Origin of the sequence: Dolichospermum planctonicum, assembly GCF_005402965.1 — a bacterium.
In the GTDB taxonomy this organism is placed as follows: domain Bacteria; phylum Cyanobacteriota; class Cyanobacteriia; order Cyanobacteriales; family Nostocaceae; genus Dolichospermum; species Dolichospermum planctonicum.
The window spans coordinates 1-12,434 of record NZ_BJCF01000077.1 but is presented as its reverse complement, the minus strand read 5'-3'; the positions used below and the strand labels follow the sequence as shown (position 1 = coordinate 12,434).

Annotated in this window: 10 protein-coding genes; all 10 read left to right on the top strand. The window is 36.5% G+C overall.

The window, feature by feature from the left end; translation table 11 throughout:
* The first annotated feature begins 204 nt into the window (after positions 1-204).
* A complete protein-coding gene (locus FFO06_RS19915) occupies positions 205-738 on the top strand; it encodes a hypothetical protein (protein ID WP_137909583.1) in 534 nt (177 codons plus the stop codon).
* Between the two features lie 84 nt (positions 739-822).
* Entirely contained in the window at positions 823-2,637 is a 1,815-nt protein-coding gene (locus tag FFO06_RS19910; protein ID WP_137909582.1) for a bluetail domain-containing putative surface protein, read from the top strand.
* Between the two features lie 266 nt (positions 2,638-2,903).
* The gene (locus tag FFO06_RS21680) at positions 2,904-3,053 is read left to right on the top strand and encodes a hypothetical protein (protein WP_190397035.1); all 150 of its coding nucleotides are present in this window, start codon (positions 2,904-2,906) and stop codon (positions 3,051-3,053) included.
* A gap of 311 nt (positions 3,054-3,364) precedes the next feature.
* A complete protein-coding gene (locus FFO06_RS19900; protein ID WP_137909581.1) occupies positions 3,365-3,871 on the top strand; it encodes a DUF4164 domain-containing protein in 507 nt (168 codons plus the stop codon).
* Positions 3,872-3,914: 43 nt separating this feature from the next.
* On the top strand, positions 3,915-4,736 hold the full coding sequence (locus tag FFO06_RS19895) for a P pilus assembly protein, chaperone PapD (protein WP_137909580.1): 822 nt from the start codon (positions 3,915-3,917) through the stop codon (positions 4,734-4,736).
* Positions 4,737-5,037: 301 nt separating this feature from the next.
* Positions 5,038-5,448 (top strand): DUF4164 domain-containing protein, encoded by a 411-nt coding sequence (locus FFO06_RS19890; RefSeq protein WP_137909579.1) that lies wholly within the window; start codon positions 5,038-5,040, stop codon positions 5,446-5,448.
* A 40-nt stretch (positions 5,449-5,488) separates the two neighbouring features.
* Positions 5,489-8,101: a carboxypeptidase-like regulatory domain-containing protein gene (locus FFO06_RS19885; RefSeq protein ID WP_137909578.1), complete on the top strand. Its 2,613-nt coding sequence runs from the start codon at positions 5,489-5,491 to the stop codon at positions 8,099-8,101.
* 333 nt (positions 8,102-8,434) lie between these two features.
* Positions 8,435-9,631 carry an RNA-guided endonuclease InsQ/TnpB family protein gene (locus FFO06_RS19880; RefSeq protein WP_137909577.1) on the top strand — a complete coding sequence of 399 codons (1,197 nt, stop codon included), beginning with the start codon at positions 8,435-8,437 and terminating at the stop codon, positions 9,629-9,631.
* Positions 9,632-9,713: 82 nt separating this feature from the next.
* Positions 9,714-10,823 carry a glutamate 5-kinase gene (proB, locus tag FFO06_RS19875; RefSeq protein ID WP_137909576.1) on the top strand — a complete coding sequence of 370 codons (1,110 nt, stop codon included), beginning with the start codon at positions 9,714-9,716 and terminating at the stop codon, positions 10,821-10,823.
* 115 nt (positions 10,824-10,938) lie between these two features.
* Positions 10,939-12,126: an FtsW/RodA/SpoVE family cell cycle protein gene (locus FFO06_RS19870; RefSeq protein ID WP_137909575.1), complete on the top strand. Its 1,188-nt coding sequence runs from the start codon at positions 10,939-10,941 to the stop codon at positions 12,124-12,126.
* Positions 12,127-12,434 lie beyond the last annotated feature (308 nt).

The following is a 12,434-nucleotide window of genomic DNA, read 5'->3' as shown; positions in this document are numbered from 1 at the left end:
CACCACCCCCCTTTTAATGATATGTATTCTCATTAAGCTTATTTCTCTTTAATTGATCGTTAGTTATTATGTACTACTATCTCTGCTTTTTTGATCTGTGACAGTTCAGGGTGCGGAATGTGGGATAAATCACAAATTGGGTATCTCAAACGTCTTATTAATGTACAGATCAAATTACCTCATCTACCCTTAGTCATAAAAAAAATGAATCTAGGTCGTCTTACCTTCTTCACTGTTATCACCGCTTTAAGCAGTATAGCCCTCAATTCCCAAGCCCAAGCCCAAACTGCTGATGTTGATTTTTTCGGTGTTATTCCCGCAACTTGCGCCGTCAACAGCATCACAGCCGGAACCTTAACAAACATCATTGACGGCACCCTCAACCCCCTCAGATTAGAAACTGACACCGTGGGTAACATCAACGTTACCTGCAATACTGGCGTAAAATTTGCCGTTACTGGTATTGAAAATAATGGCAGTGACTTTACAACCAAAGAATTCAGTAATATTGATGTCATCACCGCCAAAGTAGAAGACTCCAGCAATACTGAGGTCGCTACTGGTAATATTTCCCCCAGTGCTGGCACTACTAATTTAAATACACCCGGAGCATTACAACCAGGTCCTATCACCGCTAACAACTATGGAGTCAAGTTGTCTTTACAAGGTAATGGCGACAATACACTGCCCGTAGGGATTTACAGAATTAGAGTCAAAGTTGGTCTCTCACCTGAGTAATTTGACCATAAACAACCAGGATCACAAATTCTCACACCACAATCAAAAGACAACCTCTGATAACAAACACACAAGCACAAAATTATGCCAACTATCAACCAATCAAATTTTACCTTCAATGGGTCTGCCAAAATTGGAACTGGTGCTTCACCTATCTTGCGCTTAACTGACGCTACTATGCAGGCTGGCAATGCTTTGCTAAACAGTGCAATTACTTTGTCAAATGACACATCTTTTAGCACCTATTTTAGGTTTCAAATTAGTAATTCTGCAGGCATTTCAGATTCAGACGGACCGGGAGGTAATGGATTAGCTTTTGTAATACAAACAAATAAAACTTCTATCGGAGGCACTGGTGATGATCTTGGCTATGGCGGAATTACAAACAGTATCGCAGTAGAATTTTCCACTTATCAATCGACAAGACTCGGTGATATTAACGGCAATCATGTCGGACTTGACTTAAATGGGAGTCTTAACTCTGTAGCTCAAACAGCTGTTGCCACTCGCATGAATAATGGCAATATTTGGAATGTCTGGATTGATTATAATGGCTTAAGTAATCTTTTGGAAGTTCGTTTATCTGAAACCAATCAACGACCAAGCACAAGCGTATTAACTTACACTCTTGACTTACCTACTATACTGAATAGCTCTAATGCTTTTTTTGGCTTTAGTTCTGCTCAAGGTACGGCGACCGGAGTTCATGATATCATTGATTGGGACTTAGCTCCAGTTATAACCAGCACTACTACCGCCACCTTCGCCGAAAACAGTACAGCAACAGTTTATACCGTCACTACTAACCTGGATGCAAGTACAACCCTCACCTATAGTTTATCCGGTAATGATGCTAACCTTTTTGACATCAACAACGGCATTGTCACCTTCAAAACCGCTCCTAACTTTGAATTACCTAGTGATAGCGGTGCAAATAACGTTTATGACATCAACGTTATCGCTAGTGATGGTATATTAAACACCACCAAAGCCGTAGCCATTACCGTCACCAACGTTAATGATGATTTTCAATCTGCCCTCAGCTACATATTAAACTCCAGCCAAATAGACCTAACTTTAACAGGAAGCGGGAACATTAACGGCACTGGAAACAGCCTCAATAATGCCCTTTTTGGTAACAGTGGTAATAATCTTCTCGATGGCCGCGCGGGTGCTGATAGCCTTGTTGGTAATGCTGGTAATGATACTTTGATGGGTGGTCTTGGTGCTGATACCATGACCGGGGGAACTGGTAATGATTCGTACTGGGTAGATAATGCTGGTGACATTGTGATAGAACTTGCCAATGAAGGTACAGATAAGGTTTTCACCAGTATCAGTTACACACTCACCGACAACGTAGAAGACCTGGCTTTACAAGAAATAGCCGGCAGTATTAATGGTACAGGTAATGGCTTGAATAATACCATTACAGATAATACCAAAGATAACGTTCTCGACGGTGGTGCTGGTAATGATATTATCAGAGCCTCTGGGGGGAATGATACCTTAACTGGTGGTTTAGGTACAGATACCTTAACGGGAGGGTTAGGTAATGATAGGTTTGTTTATACTAACTTAACCCATTCCTTGTTAGCTGGAATTGATACCATCAAGGATTTTAACAATAGTACAGAGACTGACCGTTTTGTAGTTAGCACTGCCCGGTCTGTGTTTAATACTGTGAGTGGAGTTACCGGACTCAATGCCACTGCCATTGGTAACGTATTAACTACTACTAACTTTGGTGCTAATGCGGCTGCATTATTTACCATAGGCTCAAAGAGCTATGTAGCTATTAATGATAGCACTGCTGGTTTTAGTGCTACCAGTGATGCCATTGTGGACATCACGGGATATAAGGGTACTTTATCTACTAGTAGCTTTGTGACTGTTTAAGCTAGGTAGCGGTAAAATTGCCTCAGATACCTGACTTCTTCAAGAAGTCGGGTATTTTGTTGGTAAAATAGTCCCGTAGCTTTCACAGTTAGGGTGGGGTAAAAAGTCCCCATTTCTCAACTATAAAACAACCAAAATTAACCAACAAAAAGCTAAAATCAAAAAAGCCATAGAACTATTAAAAGAATATCGCACCTCCCTCATTACCAATGCCGTCACAGGTAAAATAGATGTAAGCCTGCTATACCCTCACCCCAGAAACAATCATGACACAACAAACTTATCAACTCCCCTTAACCTTTGAGCAAATCCTTAATCTTGTTTTACAACTTCCCAAAAAAGAACAACAAAAACTCATTCAAGAAATAAAGAAAACTTCTTTAAAAAATGAAGACGAAAATTTATTTAACTCCTAGAGAATTTCTAACTCTCGATTAATCCACATTTACACTTCACAAATCATGCACAAAGAACTCGAATTTGAAAACATTATGGCTTATTCCCATTCCCACCTCCTTTTTCTCAATCAATTGCTTTTAATAGCTCTTAAAAGGGTATTTTTTCATAAGAGGCATAACTTCCTTGTCTACTTTCCCTCCCTGTCTTCCAAGTCTTACCCTGACGACAATGTAGAAAACCTACCTTTGTGAAAGGGTGAGGGTAGGGTAAAATAGTAAAATGGCAGACGCTGCTTTTATAGTTTCTAAAATAACTATCACTAAAATATATGACAACCAACCCACCAACTCTCACTTATACCCTGGAAGAAATCTTGTCTCGTCTGGATCAAAAGATCGAGAAGCAATTTACCGAAGTCAATCAAAAAATAGATCGGCAATTTACCGAAGTTAACCAAAAAATGGATCGACAATTTGCCGAAGTCAATCAAAAGTTTGTTGAAGTAAACCAAAAGTTTACTGAAGTAAATCAAAAGTTTGCTGAAGTAAACCAAAAACTAGAAACTATTGATAGTAGACTAAATAAACTGGAAATTGGCCAGGCAGAACTATCAGGGGAAATTAAAACCTTAGATAAGAAACTATCAGGGGAAATTAAAACCTTAGACGAGAAACTAACTGGGGAAATTAAAACCCTAGAGGAAAAAGTTATTGGTATTGATAAAAGACTAGATAACCAAGAATTTATTAATCGTGGAGTTCTAGTAGCAGTGATTATAGCCTTAATTAGTGGAGTAGTCAAACTATTTGGTTTGTTTCCCACTGGTAAAATTTGAAGACCCTAATTGTCTATAAAACTCAGTTTCAATCATGGAAAATATGAAAAGAAAAATTGCGAAAATTCTGCCCTTACTCTGTTGGTTTACCCTCGGTTTTACCCCTATGGTAGCCTACGGTCAATTATCTGTTTCTCCTTTAACAATTCAACGCAAAGCAGAATCAGGACAAGCTAGGGGAGTGATTAACATTTCTAATAATTCTAATAAACCCTATCGAGCTAGAGTTTCCTTGTCACCCTTCACTTATAATCAGGAAGGACTGCAAGTTTTACAATCTAGTCCCAATGACTTAACACCCTATTTAACCTTTTCTCCCCGTGAATTAGTCATTGCACCAGGACAACAACGTTCAATTCGTTTTAATGCTAGGTTACTTCCTAGTTTACCCCAGGGAGAATATAGAGCTATGTTCTCTGTGGAAGAACTTCAGGATAATAGTTCTACTCAAGCAAATCAGGTTTCTGTTGCTGTCAATATAGCAGCAACAATATATGTGATTAATGGTGATTTTGTTCCCAAAGTGGGAGTAGAAAAGGCATTTTACGATGGAGAGAAAAAGCAGATTAGATTATTAGTTAATAATACAGGTGAAGCCACAACCCGCGCTAAAACTGAGTGGAATTTAAGTCAAGATGGCAAAACAGTTAATTCTGGTAAAGTAGAAGAAACTACTATTATTGCCAAAGGTGAACGGTATATTCAAATATCCTATCCCCCCCAAGGAAAAACCTTGACACCTGGTAATTACCAACTCTCAGGAAAACTATCTTGGAATGCTAAAAATGCAGAAAATTTACCCTTTAATCTCAATTTAACTGTGTCTCCAGCAGATATCAATCCCGGAAAAAAACCTCCACAATAGATAATAGAATATTTAACCAGTATTGGGTTGTATTGTCTCTTGTTTTACTCTTGTTTTACAAGTTTAGGATATTTTCATTGTTGTGGTAGAATCCGTTAATAAATCTCATGTTGTATCAAAGGGTATTCTACCCCATTTCTTAGTCCACTCAGGTACAAACTGATCTGCGTTTATCTGCGTTTATCTGCGTTTAACTTCCCGATTCCTGTCCTAACTAGCACATTCTACAAATAAGATGTGTAATACTATAAAAGTACCTGATCATGTATCAAACATTTATTTATCACCAAAATAAAAATATATGACCACTAACCCACCAACTCTCACTTATACTCTGGAAGAAATATTATCTCGTCTTGATCAAAAGATAGAGAAGCAATTTGCTGAAGTCAACCAAAAAATGGAGCGACAGTTTACCGAAGTCAACCAAAAAATGGAGCGACAGTTTACTGAAGTCAATCAAAAAATGGAGCGACAGTTTGCTGAAGTCAACAAAAAACTAGAAACTATTGATGGTAGACTAAATAAACTGGAAATTGGGCAAGCAGAACTATCTGGGGAAATTAAAACCCTAGAGGAAAAAGTTAGTGGTATTGATAAAAGACTAGATAACCAAGAATTTATTAATCGTGGAGTTCTAGTAGCGGTAATTATTGCCTTAATTAGTGGAGTAGTCAAACTATTCGGTTTTTTCCCTACTAGTAAAACTTGACAATTATAATTGTCTGTAATTGTCTGTAATTGTATATAGTATGTTTGCAGAGGAATCAATTAATTCCTATTACCATTTAGCGTCAAGTTACACAAGTTACAATTTTTCTGCTCCCATTTCTCAAGTTAATGATGCTTCTATTGCCCCTCAAGCAGCAGTAAAATCATCACCATTTGTTATCTTACCAATAGGAATTAATATTGGTAAACGCAATGTTTTACAATCTGCCTCCGTTAAAGGTTATGAAGACGGAGAAAAAGCTGTTGATTTTCCTAATTGGTTAATTCCTTTTCAAGATATAATTACAGCCTTAAATTTGACCGTTAGTACCTTACCGAATGGAGAATTAGAAATAAAAGGAGTGGGTTTAATCAAACGTATTAAACTCAATGAATTAACTTCAGATCCAGAATTAGGTTTAGCTATATCTATCGCACAAATTGAAGAGTTATTGCAAGTTAAATCTCAATTTGATATTGCAGCTTATTCTATCATACTAGAACCACCTTGGTTAAATTTGAAAGGCAGAAAAAATCGCCAAAAAGAATCACAAGTAATTATAGAAGGTTTACCTATTGTTAAAAGTCCTAATTTTACCTTCTCAACTATGGGGCAAAAAGTTAATATTAGTAGTAGAGAAAATAGCAAAGAATTAACTAATCAAGGTAATTTAAATCTTGTGGGTACAGTATTAAAAGGAAGTTGGTTTTACCGAATTAATCAACCTAATTTATTGGACAGTACCACCTGGAAACTACAAGAAGGACAATATTTAAACCGCAGTGATTTTCATGATTATGTAATTGGTTCTCAACCTACTTTTTGGACAGGTGAAACTAGGGGTGATTATTGGGGTTTGACAACCATTAAAAGATTTGGATTTAAAGCCGACAAGCTCAATAATAGCGCATTTACTCCCTCTCAAGGCTTACAAACTTCTACAATTAATCGCATTATTGAAGGAGCAGCAAAACCGGGAACTTTGGTGCAATTAGTTTCTGGAAATGATAATCTTATTTTTGGAGAAATATTAGTTGATTCTTCAGGAATTTACCGTTTTGATAACGTTCCCATTAATGGTGAAAATTATCGAGTTTTACTTTATGCTAATGGACAATTAGCAAGTACACCCCTAGAGAAAAAACCAATATTTCTGAATTTACCTGGACAATTAACTAAAGGAACATCAAGCCTAATTGTATCTGGTGGTATGAACAGAGAAACGAGAAATAATGACTTTTTTGGCAACTTAAATAATGTTCGTGGAGGTATTGCTTATCGTCATGGAGTTATAGATTCTTTAACATTAGGAGCAGGAATCATTCATGATCAAAGTTTATTAGGATTAGGTGAGGTATTTTATCAACCTAATAATTTTCCTTTCAAATTGGCTATATCTGCTTTAAAAGTACCAGATAAATTCAAATATAATGCTAATCTAGAATTTAAACCATCTTCTCGGTTAAATCTGAATTTATCCAGTAATGAACAGTTTCAAAGTTTTAATTTGAATTGGAATACGGCTAAATTTTTAAGTGTTACTAGTAGTGGTAGTAATCTCAATGGTATTATGAATTTAGGATTAAACCTCAATCAGAATATTGGTAAAATATCTACTTATTCAACTCTGAAAATTGATAATAAAGGACAATTAGACTGGAATTCTAACCTGCGTTGGCGTAATTTAGCCGCTAGAGCTAGTCCCACTGGTATCGGCTTAGAATTAAATTATCAAGGTTCTATTTTTAGTTTTTTCAAACTCCCTGAAAAGGAAAATTTAATTTTAAGTTATGAAACCAGCAATTCTAGCAATAAATATAATAATTTATTAACATTAAAATGGAAATATCAATCACCCTATATTAATCAACGTCGTCTCTGGGATTTTGATATCGGTTATGGTATCGGTTCTCAAGGTGGTGGTTTATTAGCTTCTGTTTCTACTTTTTTTATTCCCGGTTTATCTCTGCGTTTGCGTTATGATGGAATTTCTATGACATCAGATACAGCCTCTTATCGGCTGGAAATTGGTTCAGCAGTTAATTTCAGTCCTAATTTAAGATTTGGAGACTCTCAATTTGAACGTTTACGCAGTGAGGGTGGTATATTTATTCAACCTTTTTTAGATAAGAATAATAACGGTATTAGAGATCAGAATGAAGAGATTTATACTCAGGATATGGAACTACTATTAATACTGAATAATAAAAAATTTAGTCCTAGTTTAGCAACTATTACAAAACAAGGTGTTTTATTTAAAGTTCCTCTGGGTATTTACCGTCTTGATTTAGATCCTGCTGGATATCCTCTAGACTGGAAACCGGTTCAACCTGCTTATGCTGTGAAAATAGTTGCAGGTAGTTATACAACTATTCCAGTTCCTTTTGTTGCTTCTTATACTATAGCAGGAACTGTAAAAGATGCTGAAGGAAAACCCATTGTTGGTGCTAAAGTTGAAGCTATTGATAATACTAAATCATCAGTTGCATCTATTACAAATAGTGCTGGTATTTTCTATTTGGAACAGTTGCGACAAGGAACTTATGAGCTAAAAGTTAATAACAAATCTGTTGAACCGTATAGAATTACAATTAATTCAGATTCTCCTACTTTGCAAGAATTAAATTTAAAATTACCTGGGAGGATGTTTTGAAAGTTGCTAGGACTTACGCAAGTGTCACACCAAAATTAGGTGACAGGTGACAGGTGCTACGCCACGGGGACAGGTGGACAGGGAACAGCTAACAAAACGCAAAAAAACCGCGAAAAATTTGCTTTTCAGGTATTGACAAAGGATTTTAAAAATGTTATTATCATCTTGATAAGGAAGAACTATCTTAAATAATTTAAAAGCACCATTGGTAAAGACTTTAAATATAGCATAGCGATAGCGAAGCGCTGCTGCAAGCAGTTCGCCATATAATATATTAACGCACCATTTTAAATCATAATCAGAAAATCCCCGAGCAGAAAGAAGGAAGAAGAAATGATTTTAGTTGAAAGACATATCATTAAACAATCTCACCAACATTGGAAAGAGATTGATCAACTATCTTTCCTCTCAAAAAATTTATACAATGTAGCTAATTACATTTGTCGTCAGCACTTCTTTGACACTGGTAAGAAATATAGTCTCCCTGACCTTTATCATTTAGTTAAAGATTATGTAGACTACCGTGCTTTACCTACTAAAGTCAGTAAGCAAATTATCAAAGGACTAGTATCTACTTGGACTGGGTATTTTGAGGCTCATAAAGAATGGAAGAAGAATCCTTCTAAGTTCTTAGGAAAACCTAGAATACCTGGTTACAAAGATAAAGCTAAGGGACGTAATGTAGTTATCTACTATCATGAGTCAGTTTACAAAGCTGAATTGAAGAAGGGAATCTGTCACTTATCAATGAGTGATATTAAGATTCCAACTCAGGTAGATAATGTGGTTGAAGTGCGTTTAGTACCTCGCCCCACTTGCTATGTTGTTGAAATTGTATATGGGAAGCAGGAAGAAGAGCTATCTACCAGTGATTATGTAGCGGGTATTGACATTGGTTTAACTAATTTAGTAGCGTTAACTTCAAATCAACCAGGATTCAAACCTTTGCTGATTAATGGACGACCACTTAAATCAGTAAACCAGTTCTATAACAAAACCAAAGCTAAGTTACAAGCTCAATTAGGTGATCAACGCAAGACTAGTAAGTCGATTCAATTGATGACTGCTTATAGAAACAACTACGTTGACAATTATCTACACAATACAAGTAGAACGATTGTTAATCTACTTAAGGCTTGTGATCTTGGTACGTTAGTTATTGGTAAGAATGATAACTGGAAACAGAAGATCAATATAGGTAAAAAGAATAATCAGTCATTTACACAGATTCCCCATGCAAGATTAATTGACCAACTAACTTATAAATGTCAATTAGCAGGAATCAAAGTTGTAGTAACTGAAGAATCTTATACCTCAAAATGCAGTGCTTTAGACCTAGAACCTATAGAAAAACACTCCTCTTATCTTGGTAAGAGAGTAAAGCGTGGTCTATTCAAATCTGCTAAAGGAATCCTCCTAAATGCAGATTGCAATGGGGCAGCTAATATTGTCAGAAAAGTATTCCCAAATGCTTTTGCAAATGGGATAGGGAGTGTCGCCGTTACACCAATAAAGGTTATGCCTTTATAAAGTGTCATTTTGAACAGATGGAGATTTGTTTAGTTTAACACGAACGGTTAGGTTACCTGATATAAATTCCTATAACTGACTAATGAGTAAAACAATTGTTGTTAAAATCGGCACTTCTAGCTTAACCCAACCGGAAACAGGACAATTAGCCCTTTCTACTATTGCTACTTTAGCAGAAACTCTCTGTGATTTGAGACAACAGGGACACCGAGTAATTTTAGTTTCTTCTGGTGCTGTAGGGGTAGGTTGTGGGCGCTTAGGTTTAATGGAGCGTCCCAAAACTATCGCTTTAAAACAGGCTGTAGCGGCTGTCGGACAAGGCAGATTAATACGTATATATGATGATTTATTTAGTATAATACAACAGCCGATTGCCCAAGTATTATTAACGAGAGCAGATTTGGTACATCGTAGCCGCTATCTTAATGCTAACAACACTTTTCAAGAATTACTAAATTTAGGAGTAATTCCGATAGTCAATGAAAATGATACAGTAGCCGTAGAAGAATTAAAATTTGGTGATAATGATACCCTGTCCGCGTTAGTAGCTAGTTTAGTAGAAGCAGATTGGTTATTTTTATTAACGGATGTTGATAGATTATACTCTGCTGATCCGCGTTCTGTACCCGATGCTAAACCTATTAGCTTGGTTAGTAGTATGCAAGAACTGACAGATTTACAGATTCAAACCAGTGGCCAGGGATCTGGGTGGGGAACAGGAGGGATGATGACTAAAATTTCTGCGGCCAGAATTGCGATCGCTGCGGGTATCCGCACAGTCATTACCCAGGGGCGGTTTCCCCGGAATATTGCCAAAATTATGCAAGGGGAACTGATAGGAACACATTTTATACCTCAACCAGAACCAACCTCAGCCCGAAAACGTTGGATAGCTTACGGATTAATTCCCAGTGGTAAATTATACTTAGATTCAGGAGCGATCGCTGCTATTACGAAAGGGGGAAAATCTCTATTAGCAGCGGGAATTAAAGCCCTAGAAGGAGAATTTGACAATCAAGCCGCAGTACAATTATGCGATAGTCATGGCTATGAAATTGCTAGAGGATTAGTGAATTATAATAGTCAGGAATTAGAGCAAATTTGCGGCCGACATTCACGGGACATTCCAGAAATTTTAGGTTATGCAGGGGTGGATACCGTGATTCACCGAGATAATTTAGTTTTGATTTAAGAATGTCCTTTAGCAGATTAAAAGTAGTTTATACAAGAATCCCCGTCCCTTTATAGGGCGGGGAGCGTCAACGAACCACAGTCCCTTTTTTCCTGTTCTATATCTCTAATATCTTGTGAATCTACTGCGTTTAATCCCAATTTTTGATAATTCTGTTTCTAGCTGGGGTTTAGAAGCCCGATTATTACGCTGGTTAACATTAATGTGGATGTTTATTGGCTTAATTATGCTTTTTTCTGCTTCCTATCCCGTTGCGGATGATCGTCAAGGTGACGGTTTATATTATTTCAAACGTCAAATTCTTTGGGCTATAGTTGGTTTAATTATTTTCAATATCATTGTCAATCTACCATTACGAAAAATTTTGGGTGTTTCCCATTGGTTTTTGATATTTTTCCTGCTGTTAATTTTTATGACATTAATTCCAGGATTAGGAAAAAAAGCCTTTGATGCTGCTAGGTGGATAGCTATTGGACCAATTCCTATCCAACCATCAGAATTAATTAAACCATTTTTAGTTTTACAAAGTGCAACACTTTTTGGTCAGTGGGAAAAACTCACTTGGGGAATTCGTTTGTCTTGGTTGGGTGTTTTTTGTCTTGTGCTTTTAGGAATTTTAGCCCAACCCAATTTAAGTACAACTGCACTTTGTGGGATGACAATTTGGTTTATTGCTTTAGCATCAGGAATACCATATAAATACCTGGGAGGAACAGCTTTAGGTGGTGTGCTATTAGCATTAATCAGCATTAGCATCAAGGAATATCAACGCAAACGTATTATGTCTTTTATGAATCCTTGGGCTGATGCTACCGGAGATGGTTATCAGTTAGTACAAAGTTTATTGGCTGTGGGTTCGGGTCAAACTTGGGGATCTGGATTTGGACTTTCTCAACAAAAGTTATTCTATTTACCAATTCAAGATACTGATTTTATCTTTGCAATTTTTTCGGAAGAATTTGGTTTTGTTGGCGGTATTTTATTATTACTAATGTTAGCCATATTTGCGACTTTAGGCTTAATTATCGCCCTCAAATCCAAAAATCTGATCTCCCAATTAGTCGCAATTGGTGTGGTATTTGTCATGGTTGGACAATCATTATTACATATTGGTGTAACTACAGGTGCGTTACCAACTACAGGTTTACCCCTACCTATGTTTAGTTATGGTGGTAATTCTATGATTGCTAGTTTACTATCTTCTGCATTATTAATTCGAGTAGCTAGGGAAGGTAGTGAAGCTGAAGTAGTTCCTTTACGAAAAACACAACGGGAAAATCGATCAAGAAAAGGACTATTTTAAGTTTATTAATGTTGGGTTTGTTAGATTCCTGATTTATTAAAAAAGTCGGGGATCTGACTTGGAAAACATCCTCTCAAGTTGTTGGTTATTTATTAGTTATTTTCTATGATTTTAATTTCCTCTGGTGTTAAGTTATAAAGTTGATAAACTAGTTGATTTATTTCTGTTTCTAATGCGGTTGTATCCCACATTCCGCACCCCAAACTGTCACAGAGGTAAATTACGTAGAGAAAAAATTAAAGAGAGCATCAAAACAAACATATAAAGTGAAAAAAGGCATTTGAGAAACAGTAAATCACCAAAAACGT